The sequence below is a fragment of the Sphingobium sp. LB126 genome (assembly GCF_002795205.1).
In the GTDB taxonomy this organism is placed as follows: Bacteria; Pseudomonadota; Alphaproteobacteria; order Sphingomonadales; family Sphingomonadaceae; genus Sphingobium; species Sphingobium chungbukense.
The window spans coordinates 133,822-151,182 of sequence record NZ_NETV01000003.1 but is presented as its reverse complement, the minus strand read 5'-3'; the positions used below and the strand labels follow the sequence as shown (position 1 = coordinate 151,182).

The 17,361-nt window shown below is 63.1% G+C and carries 16 protein-coding genes; 9 read left to right on the top strand and 7 right to left on the bottom strand.

The window, feature by feature from the left end; translation table 11 throughout:
* Positions 1-85: 85 nt before the first annotated feature.
* The 7 genes from CAF53_RS22225 to CAF53_RS22195 all read left to right on the top strand — a co-directional run bounded on the left by CAF53_RS22225 (position 86) and on the right by CAF53_RS22195 (position 7,531).
* Positions 86-1,582, top strand: coding sequence for a catalase (locus CAF53_RS22225; protein ID WP_100239614.1), 1,497 nt, complete (start codon positions 86-88; stop codon positions 1,580-1,582).
* A gap of 204 nt (positions 1,583-1,786) precedes the next feature.
* Positions 1,787-3,166, top strand: a complete 1,380-nt coding sequence (locus CAF53_RS22220; RefSeq protein WP_100239613.1) for a PLP-dependent aminotransferase family protein — start codon at positions 1,787-1,789, stop codon at positions 3,164-3,166.
* Between the two features lie 19 nt (positions 3,167-3,185).
* Entirely contained in the window at positions 3,186-4,184 is a 999-nt protein-coding gene (locus tag CAF53_RS22215) for a carbon-nitrogen hydrolase family protein (RefSeq protein WP_100239612.1), read from the top strand.
* Entirely contained in the window at positions 4,172-5,593 is a 1,422-nt protein-coding gene (locus CAF53_RS22210) for a cytochrome ubiquinol oxidase subunit I (RefSeq protein ID WP_100239611.1), read from the top strand. Before CAF53_RS22215 ends, CAF53_RS22210 begins: the two co-directional genes overlap by 13 nt.
* Positions 5,594-5,595: 2 nt before the next feature.
* The gene (gene cydB / locus CAF53_RS22205; protein WP_100239610.1) at positions 5,596-6,603 is read left to right on the top strand and encodes a cytochrome d ubiquinol oxidase subunit II; all 1,008 of its coding nucleotides are present in this window, start codon (positions 5,596-5,598) and stop codon (positions 6,601-6,603) included.
* On the top strand, positions 6,603-6,749 hold the full coding sequence (locus CAF53_RS22200; RefSeq protein WP_100239609.1) for a DUF2474 domain-containing protein: 147 nt from the start codon (positions 6,603-6,605) through the stop codon (positions 6,747-6,749). Before cydB ends, CAF53_RS22200 begins: the two co-directional genes overlap by 1 nt.
* The gene (locus CAF53_RS22195; RefSeq protein WP_100239608.1) at positions 6,746-7,531 is read left to right on the top strand and encodes a 2OG-Fe dioxygenase family protein; all 786 of its coding nucleotides are present in this window, start codon (positions 6,746-6,748) and stop codon (positions 7,529-7,531) included. Before CAF53_RS22200 ends, CAF53_RS22195 begins: the two co-directional genes overlap by 4 nt.
* 243 nt (positions 7,532-7,774) lie before the next feature.
* Here the strand turns inward: CAF53_RS22195 and CAF53_RS22190 are convergent, their stop codons facing one another.
* Complete coding sequence (locus CAF53_RS22190; protein WP_015449292.1) at positions 7,775-10,744, bottom strand: Tn3 family transposase; 2,970 nt, start codon at positions 10,742-10,744, stop codon at positions 7,775-7,777.
* 140 nt (positions 10,745-10,884) lie between these two features.
* Here CAF53_RS22190 and CAF53_RS22185 point away from each other — a divergent pair, with 140 nt between their 5' ends.
* A complete protein-coding gene (locus CAF53_RS22185; RefSeq protein WP_013849886.1) occupies positions 10,885-11,454 on the top strand; it encodes a recombinase family protein in 570 nt (189 codons plus the stop codon).
* The gene (locus CAF53_RS22180) at positions 11,455-12,828 is read left to right on the top strand and encodes a hypothetical protein (RefSeq protein WP_031293519.1); all 1,374 of its coding nucleotides are present in this window, start codon (positions 11,455-11,457) and stop codon (positions 12,826-12,828) included. It begins immediately after the preceding gene.
* A 226-nt stretch (positions 12,829-13,054) separates the two neighbouring features.
* Here the strand turns inward: CAF53_RS22180 and CAF53_RS22175 are convergent, their stop codons facing one another.
* From CAF53_RS22175 to CAF53_RS22155, 6 genes are all read right to left on the bottom strand, one after another.
* On the bottom strand, positions 13,055-13,483 hold the full coding sequence (locus CAF53_RS22175) for a hypothetical protein (RefSeq protein WP_020818599.1): 429 nt from the start codon (positions 13,481-13,483) through the stop codon (positions 13,055-13,057).
* Positions 13,480-13,932, bottom strand: a complete 453-nt coding sequence (locus CAF53_RS22170) for a MucR family transcriptional regulator (protein ID WP_020818598.1) — start codon at positions 13,930-13,932, stop codon at positions 13,480-13,482. Before CAF53_RS22170 ends, CAF53_RS22175 begins: the two co-directional genes overlap by 4 nt.
* Positions 13,933-14,432: 500 nt before the next feature.
* Positions 14,433-15,272: a JAB domain-containing protein gene (locus CAF53_RS27640; protein WP_158500939.1), complete on the bottom strand. Its 840-nt coding sequence runs from the start codon at positions 15,270-15,272 to the stop codon at positions 14,433-14,435.
* 122 nt (positions 15,273-15,394) lie between these two features.
* Positions 15,395-15,868, bottom strand: a complete 474-nt coding sequence (locus CAF53_RS27635; protein ID WP_020818528.1) for a hypothetical protein — start codon at positions 15,866-15,868, stop codon at positions 15,395-15,397.
* 41 nt (positions 15,869-15,909) lie between these two features.
* Positions 15,910-16,218, bottom strand: coding sequence for a hypothetical protein (locus CAF53_RS22160; RefSeq protein WP_020818527.1), 309 nt, complete (start codon positions 16,216-16,218; stop codon positions 15,910-15,912).
* A gap of 83 nt (positions 16,219-16,301) precedes the next feature.
* The gene (locus CAF53_RS22155; RefSeq protein WP_235589628.1) at positions 16,302-16,823 is read right to left on the bottom strand and encodes a helix-turn-helix transcriptional regulator; all 522 of its coding nucleotides are present in this window, start codon (positions 16,821-16,823) and stop codon (positions 16,302-16,304) included.
* Positions 16,824-17,361 lie beyond the last annotated feature (538 nt).

Here is a 17,361-nt window from a genome sequence, read left to right as displayed (position 1 = left end):
TTCGTGAGCAAAAAGGAAGAACAATCGCTAGGAAGACATCGTCTTCAAGAATTGAATTCCAGCAGCAGATAAGAGGAAAATTCCAATGGCTGACAACAGCGTAACAGCGGCGGGCTCGACGACGGGCAGCGGCGCTCCGGCCCGAAGCGACCGCAATTCCCTGACCATCGGCCCGAATGGCCCCATTCTCCTCCATGACGTCCACTTTCTCGAGCAGATGGCGCACTTCAATCGCGAGAAGGTGCCGGAGCGCCAGCCGCATGCGAAGGGATCCGGCGCGTTCGGCGTGTTGGAGACCACCGAGGATCTCTCGGCCTATACCAAGGCGGCCTTATTCCAGAAGGGGGCAAAGACCGATATGCTTGCCCGCTTCTCGACCGTGGCGGGCGAGTCCGGGAGCCCGGATACCTGGCGCGACGTGCGCGGCTTCAGCCTCAAATTCTACACCGACGAAGGCAATTACGACCTGGTCGGCAACAACACGCCGGTCTTCTTCATCCGTGACGGGATCAAGTTCCCGCACTTTATCCGCAGCCAGCGCCGCCTGCCGGACTCGGGGTTGCGCGACAACCACATGCAGTGGGACTTCTGGACCAGCAATCCGGAGACGGCGCACCAGGTCACCTATCTGATGGGCGAGCGCGGGCTGCCGCGCAGCTGGCGCCACATGAACGGCTATGGGTCGCACACCTATATGTGGATCAACGCCGCGGGAGAGAAATTCTGGGTGAAATATCATTTCCATACCGCCCAGGGCATGCGCTTCTTCGACAACGCCGAGGCGGCCGCCATGGCCGGCGCCGATGCGGACTATCACCGCCGCGACCTGTTCGAGGCGATCGCGCGCGGCGAATATCCGGTCTGGAACCTATCGGTGCAGATCATGCCCTATGCGGATGCAGCGACCTATCGCTTCAACCCGTTCGACCTGACCAAGACCTGGTCGCATGCCGACTATCCGCTGATCCCGGTCGGCACGATGACGCTCAACCGCAATCCGGTGAACTTCTTCGCCCAGATCGAGCAGGCGGCCTTCTCGCCGGGGAACACGGTGCCGGGCATCGGCCTCTCGCCCGACAAGATGCTGCTGGCTCGCGCGTTCGCCTATAACGACGCGCAGCGCAACCGGATCGGCACCAACTTCCACCAGCTGCCGGTCAACCGGCCCAAGGTTCCGGTGAACACCTATATGTTCGATGGCCAGATGGCATTCGACCATAGCGGTGCCGCGCCAACCTATGTGCCGAACGTCGGCGGCCGGTCCTGGGCCGACGAGACGGGGCCGACCGAAGACGGCTGGGAAGCCGATGGCGAGATGGTGCGCAGCGCCTATACGCTGCACGCCGAGGACGACGACTTCGGTCAGGCAGGCGCCTTGGTACGCACCGTGTTCAACGATGCGCAGCGTACCGCGCTGGTCGACCAGGTTGCCGCGAGCCTGCTCGGCGGTGTGCGCGAGCCGGTGCTGGGGCGCGCCATCGAATATTGGAAGAGTGTCGATGCGGGCGTCGGCCAGCGCATTGACGACAAGGTGCGCTCCGGCGCGGCCCCCAAGCCCGCGGAGGGCATGGGCGAAGGCTGAGTGCGCTGACAGCGGAGCGCGGGGGATGTTCCTCCGCGCGCCGTCGGGTTCGCCCTGCTTGAAAACCTGTTCCTGCCCCGCTCCGGAGCCTGCGTCGCCAAAGAGCCGGATCTGGGTTGTAATCTGCTCTTTTCCTCGTGAGCCATACATGCTATTTAGCAATGTATGTTCCATTGCCATACATCACGATGAGGGATTGAGCCTATGTGGCGACCGCACCTCAATGAAGCCTCGCCGATGAAATATCTCGGCATCGTCGACGCATTGGAGGCGGATATCCGGTCCGGCCGGGTGGCGCGCGGCGAGCGCGTTCCGTCGCAGCGTGCGATCGCCGAGGCGCTGGACGTTGACCTCACGACCGTCACTCGGGCCTTCAACGAGGCGCGCAGGCGTGGGCTGATCCAGGCGCATGCCGGCCGGGGAACCTTTATCAGCGAGACCATGGACGGCGGCGAGGCGCCCGAACAGCCCCCGCCGGTTCTTGATCTGAGCATGAATATCCCGCCGCAGCCCAGTTCGACCGATTTCCGCAAGATATTTCCCCAGGGCGTCACCGGCGTGCTCGGCAGCCCGCGAGGGCTGATGACGCTCCATTATCAGGAGAGCAACGGCATCGAGGCCGATCGCAAGGCGGCCGCTTCCTGGCTTGCCAGGCGCATCGAGCCGGTGACGCCCGAGCGGATCATCGTGACGGGAGGCGCGCAATGCGCACTCTTCGCGATCTGCGAGCTTTTGCTGTCGTCCGGCGATGTCGTGGCAGCCGGCGCGATGACCTATCCGGGCATCAAGGCGGTCGCGGCCCAGAAAGGCCTCGTCCTGGAACCCCTCGCGATGGACGAGTACGGCATCATCCCCGACGCTTTCGAAAAGGCGTGCCGGGACAAGAAGCCGAAGGCGCTCTACGTCGTGCCGACGATCGACAACCCCACCACCGCGACCTTGCCCGAAGAGCGGCGGCGCGCGCTGGTTGCGCTGGCCCGCGAATATGGCGTCGTGATCTTCGAGGACGATCCCTATGCGCCGCTGCGTCCGGTGCGCTTGCCCGCGATGGTCGAGCTGGCAGACGATATCACCTGGCATATCGCCACGCTGTCCAAATGCGTGACGCCGGCGCTGCGCATCGCCTATGTGATCGCGCCGAACGCGGGAAAGGCTCGCCGGCTCGCCGCCGTATTGCGTGCGACGATCCTCATGGCGCCGCCGCTCATGTCTGCGCTGGCGAGCCGCTGGATCGTCGAGGGCGCGCTGGATGAAGTGACCAACGCGATCGCCGAGGAGAATGTGGTGCGCCAGAAACTGGCCGCCGACATTCTCGCGGGATGTCGCTTTTCGGCCGACCCCCATGGCCATCACCTCTGGCTCTTTCTTCCCGAGCATTGGCGCGCCTCGGACTTTGCCGACCATGCCGATCGCGCCGGCGTCTCGATCGTGCCGGCCTCGACCTTCGCGATCACCGCGCACCCCGTAGAAGCCGTCCGGGTCTCCATCGGCGTCGCGCCCGACAGGGGCGCTCTGGAAGATGGACTGACCCAGTTGGCGAGCCTGATCTCCGAGCCGTCGCTCGGCACAAAGGCCGTTGTCTAGCACCCTTGAGGATCGTCCCATGACCGACACGTTCAAGGCCGCTGTTGTTCAGGCCGCTCCCATTCTCTTCGACACGCCGAAGACCATCGCCAAGCTTGCCGACCTCGCGCGCGATGCGGCCAGCTCGGGTGCGTCGCTCGTCCTGTTTCCCGAGGCGTTTGTGGGTGGCTATCCAAAGGGCCTGGACTTCGGGGCCCGGCTCGGCAGCCGGAGCCAGAAGGGCAGGGAGGACTTCCGCCTTTATTATGAGAGCGCGATCGAAATACCCGGTCCCGAAGCCGCACGGCTCGGCGAGATCGCCCTCTTGAACTCCATCCACCTCGTCGTCGGCGTGATCGAACGCGATGGCGGCACGCTTTATTGCAGCGCGCTCACCTACGGGCCGAACGGCCGGTTGCTTTCCAGGCATCGCAAGCTGATGCCGACGGCGCTCGAGCGGCTGGTCTGGGGTTTCGGCGACGGCTCGACCATCGGCGTGGCCAAGACACCGCTCGGCCGTATCGGCAGCGTGATCTGCTGGGAAAATTACATGCCGCTGCTGCGAACGGCGATGTATGCGCAGGGCATCGAGCTCTATTGCGCGCCGACCGTCGACGATCGCGACACCTGGTTGCCGACGATGCGCACGATCGCGATCGAGGGCCGCTGCTTCGTGATCTCGGCCTGCCAATATCTCACCCGCGCGGACGCTCCGCCCGGCTACGAAGCTATCCAGGGCGATGATCCCAAGACGGTGCTCATTCGCGGCGGGTCGTGCATCGTCGATCCGCTCGGCAATGTGCTCGTCGAGCCGGATTTCTCGGGCGAGATGATCCGCATTGCCGATATCGATCGCAAGATGATCGTCCGCGGCAAATATGACCTCGATGTCGTCGGTCATTATGCCCGGCCCGATGTCTTCCAGCTATCCGTGGATACGCGAGAGAAATCGGCGGTTTTATTCGCGCGGCAGGGCGATAGTCTGGCTCCACAAGACGTCGATGGTGCGGCAGGGGAGACGATGGAATGTTCGGATTAACGGCGCTCGAACTGGCCCGTATCCAGTTCGGCTTCACGGTTTCCTTCCACATTATCTTTCCAGCGATCACCATTGGTCTCGCCAGCTATCTGGCCGTGCTGGAGGGGCTGTGGCTGTGGAAGAAGGACACGGTCTATCGCGACCTCTACCATTTCTGGTCCGGGATCTTCGCCGTCAACTTCGCCATGGGCGTGGTTTCCGGCCTGGTCATGGCCTATCAGTTCGGCACCAACTGGAGCTATTTCTCCGCCTTCGCCGGCAGCATCACCGGGCCGCTGCTCGCTTATGAGGTGCTCACCGCCTTCTTCCTCGAGGCCGGGTTCCTCGGCGTCATGCTGTTCGGCTGGAACAAGGTCGGGCCCGGGCTGCATTTCTTCGCGACGATCATGGTGGCGATCGGGACGCTCATCTCGGCGACCTGGATCCTCGCTTCCAACAGCTGGATGCAGACGCCGCAGGGCTTCGAGATCATAAACGGCCGCGTCGTGCCGGTCGACTGGCTGAAGGTCATCTTCAACCCGTCCTTCCCCTATCGCCTCGTCCATATGACGATCGCGGCCTATCTCTCGACGGCGCTGTTCGTCGGCGCCTCCGGTGCATGGCACCTGCTCAAGCGGCGCGACACCCCGGCCGTGCGCACTATGCTCTCCATGGCGATGTGGATGATGCTCATCGTCGCGCCGATCCAGATCGCGGTTGGCGACGCGCATGGGCTCAACACGCTCAAGTACCAGCCCGCCAAGATCGCCGCGGTCGAGGGCCATTGGGAGAGCAAGAAGGGCGAAAGCGTGCCGCTGATCCTGTTCGGCGTGCCCGACATGAAGGCGCAGGAGACGCATTATGCGGTCGAGGTGCCCTATCTCGGCAGCCTGATCCTCACCCATGAGCTCTATGGCCAGATTCCGGGCCTGAAGGAGTTCGCGCCGGAGGATCGGCCCAACTCGACCATCGTCTTCTGGACCTTCCGCGTGATGGTCGGGCTCGGCATGCTCATGCTGCTGCTCGGGGTCTGGGCGCTCTGGCTACGCTGGCGCCGCCGATTGTACGAGAACCGCGCGTTCCTCCGCTTTGCCCTGCTGATGGGACCGTCGGGCAGCATTGCGATCCTCGCCGGCTGGATGACGACGGAGATCGGCCGTCAGCCATGGGTCGTCTATGGGGTGATGCGCACGAAGGATGCGGTGTCCAACCACAGCGCGCTCGCGCTGTCGTCGACGCTGATCCTGTTCATCGTCATGTACTGCGCGGTGTTCGGCACCGGCATCAGCTACATGCTGAAGCTGGCCGCCAAAGGGCCGCACGCAAGCGGAGATGGTGCGGTCGAGCATGAGAAAGGCCAGGCCCTGCGACCCGCACGGCCGCTTTCCGCGGCCCGCGACGACATCGACCCGATTGGCCAGGGAGACTGACGATGGGTATCGACCTTCCGCTCATCTGGGCGATCATCATCGCCTTCGGCCTGATGATGTACGTCATCATGGATGGCTTCGATCTCGGGATCGGGATCCTGTCGCCGTTCGTCCCTGCCCGCGAGGACCGTGACACCATGGTCAACACCGTGGCGCCGGTCTGGGACGGCAACGAGACCTGGCTGGTGCTGGGCGGCGCCGCACTTCTGGCTGCGTTCCCGCTCGCCTATTCGGTCATCCTGAGCGCTCTCTACCTCCCGCTGGTGCTGATGCTAGCCGGCCTGATCTGGCGCGGCGTGGCCTTCGAGTTCCGGTTCAAGGCGGACGAAGGCCACAAGGCCTTCTGGGACCAGGCGTTCGCATGGGGCTCGTATATCGCCACCTTCTCCCAGGGCGTGGCACTCGGCGCCTTCATCAACGGCTTCCGGGTCGAGAAGGGCGCTTATGCCGGCGGCCTGTTCGACTGGCTGACGCCGTTCAGCCTGTTCACCGGCGCCGGGCTGCTCGTCGCTTACGCATTGCTCGGCAGTACCTGGCTTGTGATGAAGACGGAAGGCGCGCTTCAGCAGCGCATGCGGGTGCTCGCCCGGCCCGTCACTCTCGTGCTGTTCGCGTTCATCATCGTCGTCAGCCTTTGGACGCCCTTTACGCATCCGGATGTGGCGACACGCTGGTTTTCGCTGCCGAACCTCTTCTACCTCATGCCCGTGCCGCTGCTGGTGCTGATCGCTACCGGCCTGATCCTGCGGTCGCTCTCTCGCGACAGCCAGGCCGCGCCGTTCGTTCTGGCGCTGTTCCTGCTGTTCCTCGGCTATACCGGGCTGGCGATCAGCCTCTGGCCGCACATCATTCCGCCGGGCATCTCGATCTGGGAGGCGGCCTCGCCGCCGGAGAGCATGGGCTTCACGCTGGTCGGCGCGCTGTTCATCATCCCGTTCATCCTCGCCTACACCGCCTGGTCCTATTACGTGTTCCGCGGCAAGGTCCGGGCGGGGGAGGGGTATCACTGATGCGCTCCGCGTCTCACTCGCGCCGCCTGTGGCTCGGCCGTTTCGGCTGGCTGGTGCTGATCTGGGCGGCAAGCGTCCTGGCCCTTGGCGTGGTCGCCATGGCGTTTCGCTGGCTGATGGGGCTTGCGGGGCTGACGACTGGATGACACGCCAGACTTCCGGTCTCGTGAAGCATGACGATATTGCGAGCCGACTGATCTACGAGCTCAAGACCCGCGGGTTCGCGTATATTTCGTCGGCGCAGTGCGGCGAATTGCTCGGCGTGCCGTCCGGAAGCTTTCGTCCCTACGCCGAGAGCTGGGAACGGCTCGATCCCGATCGATGGATGGGAGACGGAGGGACTTACCGAAAGCGCCGGTTCGCCGCTTTTGCCGTCGAATGGGGTGCGGTCGTTCGCAAGCCGCACCAGCCGCATTATCAGAGCCGGCTTCACAACCAGCTCAATGGCGGCGTCGATCGTTGGTTCTCGCCAGTCGAACCGCAGATCGCGGACCAACCGATCACGGACGCACTCCTGCGCCTGGGCGACGCACTGGGACGCCGGATCGTGGACACGCCCAACCCATGTTGGCATGCCGAAATGCACCAGTTCCGGATTGAGGCGAAGACCTTCGAGAGTGCGACGCCGACACCCGAAGGCCTGCATCGGGACGGGGTCGCACTCGTCATCATGATGCTCGTTGCACGCCAGAATATGCTGGGTGGCGTAACCGGCATTCGCGGTATGGATGGCCGCAGGATCGCCGAAATCGAACTGGATTCACCATTGGAAATGGTGATTGTCGACGACCGGCGAGTGCAGCATGTGGTGACCTCGATCAAGCCGACGAATCCAAGCGCGCCCGCGATCCGCGACGCGCTGGTGTTGACCTTCCAGCCTCAGCAGATCAGCCAATCGCGATCGTCTGCCTCAGCGAACCATCGCTGACGAGGGATCGCCGGCGCGCCACATTGACGCATCATCTGCGACCGCGGTGAAGCGGCGGCCTCTCCACTATGCCAAGCGCCTCAATCCATGATTCCCGACAATCTACACGGAGGGCCTGACCACAGGGAAGGCAGAGGTGGCCCGGGCGAGCCTGCCGCGCAACCGTCTGCAGCGTCGCCCCATATGAGGGCATAGCGTGGATGGTACGCTAAACAACGCTAAGGGCGAACAATCAGCGAACGCTTAGGCGGCGCGGCTATCCGGCGGCAGATTGAGGGCCTTGCGGCCAGCGGAAGCGGCTGCTCGATCCCAGAGGAAATCGCCCGAGAAAGCAATATGCTCCCAACCTACTGGGGACGTATGGGCGAGTAGATCATCAGGCACCGCGACCGATGTTGATCGTAGATGCTGGGCGGCGGCATCCATGTAGATCGTGTTCCAATAGACGATCGCGGCGACGAGCAGATTGAGGCCGGACGCCCGATATTGCTGCGCCTCGTGGCTGCGGTCGATGATGCGGCCCTGGCGGAATGTGTAGATCGCCTGCGTCAGGGCATGGCGCTGCTCGCTGTTGTTGAGACCGGCATGGCATCGCCGGCGCAGATCGGGATTTTCTAGCCAGTCCAGCATGAACAGCGTCCGCTCGATCTTGCCGATTTCCTGTAGCGCGACATCGAGCTGGTTCTGCCGTTCGTAGGCAGCGAGCTTTCGCAGCATGACCGATGGCGCGACATGGCCGGCCTTGATCGACCCTACGAGGCGCAGCACGTCTTCCCATTGCTCACCGATGATGTCGGTGCGGATACGCTTGCCCAACAGCGGGGTGATGGACGGATAGGCCGTGACCGGCGCGATCGGCGCGAGCCGCCTGTCGGGGAAGTCGCGCAGGCGCGGGCAGAAGCGAAATCCCAGCATCGCGCACAGGGCGAAGACATGATCGGTCGCCCCGCCGGTGTCGGTGTAATGCTCGACGATCCTGAGATCGGTGCCGTGGCTGGTGAGGCCGTCGAGGACATAGGGCGCCTCATGCGTCGCGGCCGAGATCACTTTGACGTGGTAGGGCGCGCGCTGATCAGAATTATGGGTGTAGAAGCTGAAGCCATGATCGACGCCATAGCGGGCGTTGATATCGCCGCCCGACGCGCCGCGCTTCGCGGCCCTGAAGAACTGGCCATCGGAACTGGACGTGGTGCCGTCGCCCCATACTCGTGAGAATGGCAGGCGGTGGTGCGCGTTGATGAGGAGGGCCAGCGCCGCGCGGTAGCTGTCGTCGCGGATATAGGCGTCATGGGTCCAGAGGAGCTGATCGCGCGTGACGCCCTGACTCGCCGCCGCCATGCGCGACAGGCCGAGATTGGTCGCATCGGCGAGGATCGTGGCGAGCAGCGCGTTTTCATTGGGACACGGCTCGCCGGTACGCAGGTTGGTGAACGCCGCAAGAAAGCCGGTTTCCTGCGCCACCTCATGCAGTAGCTCGGTGATGCGGATGCGTGGCATCATGGCATCGAGCCGGTCGGCCAGCGCTTCGGCGTCGGGCGTCGCGATCGTGCGAACGGGGGATATCTGGAGGCGGTCGTCGCGATATCGCACACCCTCCAGAGCGTCGCGCTTCAGGCGCTGGGCAAATTTCTTAAGCCGCCAGTCAAGTTCGCGGCCCCGCTGTTCGAGCCATTCGCCGGCTGTGGGTGGCAGACCGAGAGCCGACACGATCGGCTTCGCCTGGGGTTCGCTGAGCAGGTAGCTGTCGAACCGGCGGTATCCTGCCGATCGCTCCACCCAGACATCCCCGGAACGCAGCTTGTTGCGCAGATGCGCGATCGTCGCGATTTCCCAGAGACGCCGGTTGATCTTGCCGTCATCGCCCACGACGATTTTCCGCCATTCCTTGCGGAAGGGCATCGGAGCGTCGGCAGGCAGATCGCGTTTGCCCGACCTGTTGAGGTCGCGCAGCATCTCGATGGCGGCGATCGTTTTTGCACTGCCCTTTCCGGCCCTGAACTGGAGCGCCTCAAGCAGGTCGGGGGCGAACTTGCGCAACGTCGCATAGCGGTCGGCCGCCACCGTCAGCGGATCAAGGTTGGCGGTTTCCGCGATTGTCGCCACTTCTGGCCTCGCCTTCAGGAGGGTGTTCCACCCGACCGATGCGTCCAGGGCCTCCATTGGATCTTCGCCGGTATCGACCGCATCGGTCAATGCGTCGATTGTCCTGCGAAAGATCAGCATCAGCCGCGCCACATTCTTTGACGTGGTGGCATAGCTGCGCGCCTGGGCGTTCTTCGCGCGGGTGAAGATGCTGCCGATCAGCTTGTCCGCCATCTCCAAGGCGTTATCGGTCAGTCGTTCCTCGAGGTCGAGCAGGAACGCAACCAGCGTAGCGCGCCGTCGGGAGGGAATATATCGCTCGATCATATAGGCAGGCGAAGCGCGGCCTTCCCTGACATATTGCCGAAATCGGTCGGCATGGATGCGGCCAGCCACGTCCGGGGAGATGCCGATCTTCCGCACTTGCCGCAGGCGGTCGAGAATCTGGCGGATGTGATCGGGCCTGGCCGCAACGGGAATGGTCTTGAGCGAAGCGAGTTGGCTCATGCCGCCGGCGTCGTCAAAGACCTGGTCGAGGGCGTGGACCTGTTCGGCGCTAAGATCAGCGATCAGGGCGTAGGCAGCCTGCTTGCGGGCACGCGCGCGTCCCGCACTACTGGCGCGTTCGATGGTGGAGATGGACGGCAGTAGAATCCGGGCCTCGCGAAGGGCGGTGACAACGCCGATCGCTATCGTCATCCCCTTGTCGGTCGCCCATGCCGTTTTCGCGGCCGCTTCGATCATGAAGGGAATGTCGGCGCGGGTTGGTCCACGAAGGCCCGCTCGCATCGCCAGCTCGCGGGCATGGTCCGTCATCGTCTGATCCCGCGCTGCATAGTTGGCCAGGTCGGTTACGTGTAGACCAAGTTGTTCCGCGACGAAGGCGGCGAGATCATGGGGTATCGCTCCCTTGTCCTGTATCAACTGCGCCAGTGTGATGCCCGGGTGCCGCAAGAGCGCGAGTTGCAGCGCGACACCCAACTGGTTCCGTCGCTCCCGTCGTGCGCCGATGATCTCGATGTCCGAAGGCTCGAAGGTGTAGAGCCGGGCTAGATGGTCGCGCTCGCTCGGGATGGCGAGGATCTGATCGCGTTCGCTCTCGGTCAGGAGTTGATGCTTACGCTTCGTCATTCCGATTCCCGTCCACAAAAGGTCATCTGGGCCTATGGACAGCCATGAGTAAAGAGACATAGTATGTGGACGGATATGGATGGGGCGAAGCGATCGCCCTTCAGATCGTCCACAGAACGACCGTTTGGGAGACGCACGGGATGGGCGATATTCTGGGTTATGCCCGCGTCAGCACCGGCGATCAGGACGTGGCTGGACAGACCATGCGTCTGGAGGAGGCCGGCGCGATCAAGGTGTTCACCGACGTCATGTCGGGCAAGAGCATGGAGCGGCCCGGTCTGGCCGAACTGATCGCCTATGCCCGCAAGGGCGACACGCTGGCGGTGGTCCGCCTCGATCGGCTTGGGCGCTCGCTCGCCGAATTGCTCACCACGGTCGAGACGCTACGCGGCCAGGGCATCGCGCTCCTGAGTCTTGAGGAAAAGATCGACACATCGTCGGCCGCCGGCGAACTCATCTTCCATGTGTTCGGGGCCATCGCCCATTTCGAGCGGAGACTGATCTCCGAGCGAACCAGGGATGGGATCGCCGCCGCGCGCGCCAAAGGCAAGTTGCCCGGCCGTCAGCCGCTCGACATGTCCAAGGTACATGCCGCCATCAAACTGGTCGAAGCGAGCATCTCGCCGACAGAAGCAGCACGACAACTCGGCATCGGCCGATCGACCATCTATCGAGAAATGCGCCGCCTCGGCGTGGAAAGGCCCATCTGAATGTCCAGATCGAAATCGGCTCACGATCTTTCCGGCCTGATGAAATATGCGGATCGCGCGCCATGGGATGAGGCATTGGCCGAAATGCTGTCCGCGCATCTCGATCCGGCGAGCGAAGCGACCGGACTCGAGCCTGACGCCATATTCGAGATAATTGGCGATCACTGGCAAGGGCCGCTATGGGGCTGCGCCTTTGAAGATCTGCTTACGCAGGAACTGGAACCCGACGGTCGCAATCTGGTCGATGACTATCTCAAGCGCCGGGGCTGGAACGAAAAGGCGCCGAACAAGGCCTATATGCGCGCGTTACGCGATACGGTCATGTCGCTCTATGAGGTCAGCGAAGTCGTGCCTGGTCAGTCGATGACCTTGCGCGATCTGCTGCGCGACGTTGCTCCGGTGACGGTGCGCGAACACGGTGCAACCCAGACCCTGGTCAACTGGGACAAGATCGCCGCAAGGGTTGTCGACGTGAACGGGCGCCATGGCATTTCCGGAGCGCTGTTGCCGTTCAGCGCTGAGGGCGCCGTGCGAGTGGTCGAGGCATTTTCCCGACTTGCCGACGAAACTCAGGACACTGCGGAATTGGACCCGTCCGATCGGGACGCGCTTCTGGGAGCATCGGGACCGATGTTCACGAACATGTGGCTGCTCGACTGTCTGGGCAAGGCCATGCCCGGCAGCGCGCCGGATATGGTCAACGCCGACGGCGATGACCTGGTGTTCCACCGTATCGTTTTTCCGCTGGCGAAAGGCGTGGTCGGCAAGAGCCTGATCCGAAGGCTGAACGCGGCACAATGGCTGGAACCTGCCAGCGACAGTTTCTGGAACTGGCTGGCACCAGCGACGAAGAACAAGAAGCCGCAAGCGACCAAAGGCAAGCGGGCCTTCGTCACGACCATGGATGACGGCACGCCGGTTTTTGCCAATGTGGAACTGGCAGGGCGCAAGCTGATCGTCGAGGTAAACAGTGCCGCCCGCGCGGAGCGAGCAATTACCCAGATGGGCGAATGGCTTGGTGATTGCGTGAGCGCGCCTATGGCCGAAATCCGGACGCTCGATCAGGTTATGGCCGACGATGCCGCCCGCACGCCACAGGACGAGGCGCTGGATATTCCACCGCATGAAATGGAGCGCATCGTTCACGATATGCTGACCCGTGAATATACGAAAACGCTCGATGAGCCGGTCCCAGCCCTCAGCCACAAGACGCCACGCGTTCTGGCCTGTACAAAGGCGGGGCGGGTAAAGGTAGCCGACTGGCTCAAATATATCGAAAATGGCGCGGCAAAATCGGGCACCGCCGATCCGATGGGCACCTATGACTTTACATGGATGTGGGAAGAACTGGGGCTTAGCGACCTCCGGCGGTAACGGCCATCATGCGGTTCTTGAAATGTTCTCGCTTAGCGTTGTCTGGCGTACCTTCCACGCGATGCCCTCAGTAAAGGAATTCATACTCGCGAGAACAAGACTCTTGATCCTTTCGACCCCCCGGGGCTGTTGGAAACAAACCGACACTTTATTCCAGAATTTATTACTCCACCGGTAGGTACATATCCGGCCACGATGTAAATATTGCTCAGGAGATCTGGCGTTGTCAGGGCCGGCAACGCTGGTCGGAACGCCAGTAGCGCTCCCAGCGCGCGACGGTGCCGGTCGCAAGCATCGCGCAGCTGAGGTTGCGGCCATCGGCAAGAGTGCAGAAGGCACCGGTTCTGGCGCCGCCCGCCGGACCGGTCGAGAGACAGCGCATTGGCGCTGCGCGGACGCGGATATGGCTGATGCCTGCGTTGGCGATCCGAACCTCACCGCGCGAGCCGCCAAGCAGCTCCACCAATGCATTGCGCGCCGCGATCGGTCCAGCGCGGGGACAGGGATGGCCGCGACGGCAAGTACCATCCAGTTCGCGCGCGGCGATGCCCGCGATGCGGATGCGTGGACCCTCGGCACACCAGACCGGGCCATCGCCATCGGCGACAAGGGTGGGCGTGCAGAGGAATATCAGCCCTGCGGCCACGATACTCATGTAGCGATGGAGAGCTTCTTGCGCTTGCCGCGGCCGCGGCGGACGGTCGGTTGCCGGCCGAGGCCGATCTTCTTCGCGAGCTCGCGGCGCTGCTCGGCATAATTTGGCGCGACCATGGGATAGTCGGCAGGCAGCCCCCACTTCGCCCGGTACTGGTCAGGGGTCATCTGATAGTGGGTCATCAGGTGGCGTTTCAGCATTTTGAGCTTCTTGCCGTCCTCCAGACAGACGATGTAATCCGGCTTTATCGAAGCGCGGATCGAAACCGCGGGGACTGGGGCCTGTTGCTCAGGCTTGCCGGGCTGGCCGACGCTGGCGAGAGCGTCGTAAACCGATCCGATCAGCCGAGGAATATCGCCGACTTCGACCTTGTTGTTCGTCACATGCGCCGCAACGATGTCAGCCGTCAAAGTAATGAGATTCTCGTTGCGCCCCGCTTCCTCGCTCACAGCCCTGCTCCTGCTTACCGCCGCATCCGTAATGATCGCGGCGGGACCTGTTATCTGCTCGAATTAAGCGCGTCCATCGGTGAAAATGATACGGCGAACAGTCCAATAATCGATTGCAACCGAGGCCAGGTCGCTTTGAAGCGGCGCTTTATCCTGTCCGCCGGCTAATGCTGGTTCGTAGCGCCATTCGCCATTTGCCTGCCGACCGCTCGCCCGGACCTGGTTTGGCGATCGGTGCGCCGCGCGAGATGATTCAGCCCGGTGCGGTAGGCCCGAAGTGCGCCCGGCGCTTCGAATGATCAGTCCCTGATGTCATTGCCTGATTGGCAGGTCGCGTTACCCCCACACCGCGACCTGCCGCTGGCCCCCTTGCCTCGAAATAGGACAGGATGGTTAACAGCAATTTAACGTCGCGAGCCGGCGGCAATGCGATCGTGAACCTCTCCGGGATTCTCCTCCCCCCAACGCTGCGCCCGTCCAATCCATTTCCAGACGGCGCCTCAACCCTCCTGCATCCCTCCCTCATCCGCGCCAAAATAGTTTTCGAGACGCGCGGCCGTGTCGGGCGTCAGTTCGACAAACTGGCGCCTGCCATCGTCGGGATCGTCTATCTTCACGAGCAGCTTTGCCTCGCAAAGCTTGTTGACCAGCCGCAGCGCAGTGCTGGGAGGCGCGGTCGAAGCGAGGCAAAGGGCGCTCGTTGCCACCTTCTTGCCCTCGCTTTCGTGAATGAAGAGGTCGATCAGCATGTCCCAGGCCGGTTCGCCGAAGAGCTTTGGCGACCCGATCAGCTCTCGGCGGAACTGGCGGCGCTTATAGGCTCGGCGCGCATTTGCGAGCGCGGTTGACGCACTTTGCTGTTGTCCGCCGCCTCCCGACCCGGGATTGTCGCGCAGAACATGGGCGCAGGCGGGCGCACGATCAGATCCTATGCGCCCGCTCGCTGCGACGCGCTGGGCGTGGGTCGCCGTGACGACAATATGATCGACGATCTCGATATCGAGCGATCGACCAAGGTCGGAAAGCCTGCGCGTCGCGACGATGTCGTTTTCGCTCGGGGTCGCGTCGCCGCTCGGGTGATTGTGGACGAGAATGAGTCCGGTGGCGCCGTGCTCGATCGCGCGCCGAAAGATCGTTCTGGGATAAAGCTCGAGCTGCCGGACGGACCCATGGTGCAATTGCTCGTCCGCGATCAGGCGGTAGGAAGCGTCCAGGAAAAGGATGCGCAGCACCTCGTCCGGCAGCGATCCCATCGAGGCCATGAGATATTGGCCGAGCTTGGGGCAGGCAGGGTCGACCGGCTGCGTTGTCAGGTCGGCCTGCAGACCCTCAAGGAACATGTCCCGGGCGCCGAGCAGGATATCCGCGATCGAAGGGTGGTGACCCAGAACCCGCTCGAGCGCTTCTGGCGTTTGGGCCAGGATCCGTCCGATGCTGCGGAATTCCTGCAGCAGCGCGGCGGCTAGCCGCTCACCGTCATTCGGCTCGATGGACGCCAGAAAACGTGCCAGGACGGATCGCTGCCGCTGCGCCGCAAGCGCTGCTGGTGCCGCCAGGTTGCGAGGATGAGAAGGGGCGGGAGCAGCCAGGACGAAGCGACCTGCATCGTGAGATAGGCAATCGGGTTCATCGAGACGTCGAGCGCCCGGCTGATGTGCGCCAGCAGCGGCAGGACATGGAGGACGGCAACGATCATGGGCCAGAAGCGATGCGCCAGAAGCGCCAAGGCGATGGTCGCCGCCGAACCAATCAGGTCGATCACCAGGTAACCCAGGTCGACCGAATGATATTCCACCTGACCTGTCGAGACCAGCAGGCGATCGAGCAGGACCATCAGGATGGCAATCCCCACCATGACCCGCTCCGGAGCACCGCCCCGCCAGGCGGCGTAGCCGAGAGCCACCAACAGAAGGGCGATGAAGATTGCTATGCGCATCGTTCCCGCTTTTCATGCCAGTCGCTCCCGGTCAATCGCCGTCAGGCTACGGCCGCGAGATGCGGGGTCGTTTCCGCCGAGCCGGAGGGGCAATCGCGCAGATCGTAACTGCCCATTTCCTTGCCGATTTCGAGCAGGTCGCCATGGATCCGCAGGACGTCGCTGCTCACATCGACAAGCGACATCTGCGCCTTGGCGAGGCGCAGGATGGTCGCCTGGCCGGTCTTCGCGGGCGCACCGCTTTCGCGCCGCGCGGTCACCATGCTCGTCATCAGCGACGACAGGGCGATGATGGCGTCGTCGACCTTGGATTCAGCAGTCGGCACGTCGCGCTGCAGGCGGGCGGCCATCAGAGGTATGGATTGAGGCATAAGTTCTCCTTTGCCGGGCGCGCACCCGCGCGCCGGCGAACCGTGGGTCAAGTTGAACAGGTTCAGTTGGAGACGAGCCGCGTCAGCGCTTCCGCGATGCCGAGCCCCAGGAAAACGACGATGACCAAGGCGACGAGAATTCCCACCATGATCATGACGCGCGCCTGAATGCTGTGATCGTGTCTCCATCCGTCCCGGAACGGCAGGAAGAAGTCCCTCGATCCCTGGCCGGCGCCGAAGGTGGGCGCCGCACTGTCGCTCAGCTTCAGGACCGGTTCGGGATCGCCGTCCGGAAAGTCGGATGGCACCAGCGTCGGCGGCGAGGGAACCTGCACCGAGTCATATGTGATCCGGTCATATAGCTGTTTGAGACGCGCGTAGATGAGAGCTGCCTCGTCGCGATTGGCCGCGCCGAGGATGATCCGGGCAGCGGTGATGCGCTGGTCCACGGTCGGCTTGGAAATTCCGAGGATCCGAGCGATCTCTTTCGAGGTCTTACGCTCGATGAGCAGGTCGAGACAGGCGCGCTGCTTTTCGGTCAGGCGCAGCCAGCGTGCCAGGTCGTCATCTTCGTGCATCGTCATCGACATCACCGTCTTCGTTCTCGCCGAGGAGCGATCATAGGGGTGGCGCGAGGCTGCGCGGTCCCGCTGACGGCTTCGGGCAGGCCCGTCCGGAAGGATGCGTTCGACAAGACATGGCGGCGACGTAATCCGATTTTGCTCCTGATCGCCACCCCTTGGCATGTGAGCAAAGCCATGATGGCTCGTGCGGGTGCGCAAGAGACCGAGAACGCGCCATCGGCGGTGAGGCCTGACAAGCGGCTCCCCCGATGCACAGGCGGAAAGACCTTTTGTCGGCCATTCATCGGCTATTTCTTCCCGCCGCAAAGGCTATGGGTCGACTATTCAAGATTCCCCCCTTCGAATTCTCGGGCAATGCGACCGTCCCGGTTCGCATCATTGACGATAGTCAAGTTGCGAACAAGATTTGCTGTAGCCTCTCCAGCTACGCTCCCCAAAGCGGGTCTGGTCTCGCCGTCACCGCAAAAAGTCACGGATTGCACGGGCTGAAACACAGGTCGCGCGGGCAATCGCCGAACCTTTCATCAATCCTGTTGCA

Bases quoted from the DNA above. Each gene is read 5' to 3' on its own strand.
- CAF53_RS22225 (WP_100239614.1), top strand. From the start codon at position 86: ATGGCTGACAACAGCGTAACAGCGGCGGGCTCGACGACGGGCAGCGGC.
- CAF53_RS22220 (WP_100239613.1), top strand. From the start codon at position 1,787: ATGTGGCGACCGCACCTCAATGAAGCCTCGCCGATGAAATATCTCGGC.
- CAF53_RS22215 (WP_100239612.1), top strand. From the start codon at position 3,186: ATGACCGACACGTTCAAGGCCGCTGTTGTTCAGGCCGCTCCCATTCTC.
- CAF53_RS22210 (WP_100239611.1), top strand. From the start codon at position 4,172: ATGTTCGGATTAACGGCGCTCGAACTGGCCCGTATCCAGTTCGGCTTC.
- cydB (WP_100239610.1), top strand. From the start codon at position 5,596: ATGGGTATCGACCTTCCGCTCATCTGGGCGATCATCATCGCCTTCGGC.
- CAF53_RS22200 (WP_100239609.1), top strand. From the start codon at position 6,603: ATGCGCTCCGCGTCTCACTCGCGCCGCCTGTGGCTCGGCCGTTTCGGC.
- CAF53_RS22195 (WP_100239608.1), top strand. From the start codon at position 6,746: ATGACACGCCAGACTTCCGGTCTCGTGAAGCATGACGATATTGCGAGC.
- CAF53_RS22190 (WP_015449292.1), bottom strand. From the start codon at position 10,744: ATGACGAAGCGTAAGCATCAACTCCTGACCGAGAGCGAACGCGATCAG.
- CAF53_RS22185 (WP_013849886.1), top strand. From the start codon at position 10,885: ATGGGCGATATTCTGGGTTATGCCCGCGTCAGCACCGGCGATCAGGAC.
- CAF53_RS22180 (WP_031293519.1), top strand. From the start codon at position 11,455: ATGTCCAGATCGAAATCGGCTCACGATCTTTCCGGCCTGATGAAATAT.
- CAF53_RS22175 (WP_020818599.1), bottom strand. From the start codon at position 13,483: ATGAGTATCGTGGCCGCAGGGCTGATATTCCTCTGCACGCCCACCCTT.
- CAF53_RS27640 (WP_158500939.1), bottom strand. From the start codon at position 15,272: ATGTTCCTTGAGGGTCTGCAGGCCGACCTGACAACGCAGCCGGTCGAC.
- CAF53_RS27635 (WP_020818528.1), bottom strand. From the start codon at position 15,868: ATGCGCATAGCAATCTTCATCGCCCTTCTGTTGGTGGCTCTCGGCTAC.
- CAF53_RS22160 (WP_020818527.1), bottom strand. From the start codon at position 16,218: ATGGCCGCCCGCCTGCAGCGCGACGTGCCGACTGCTGAATCCAAGGTC.
- CAF53_RS22155 (WP_235589628.1), bottom strand. From the start codon at position 16,823: ATGACGATGCACGAAGATGACGACCTGGCACGCTGGCTGCGCCTGACC.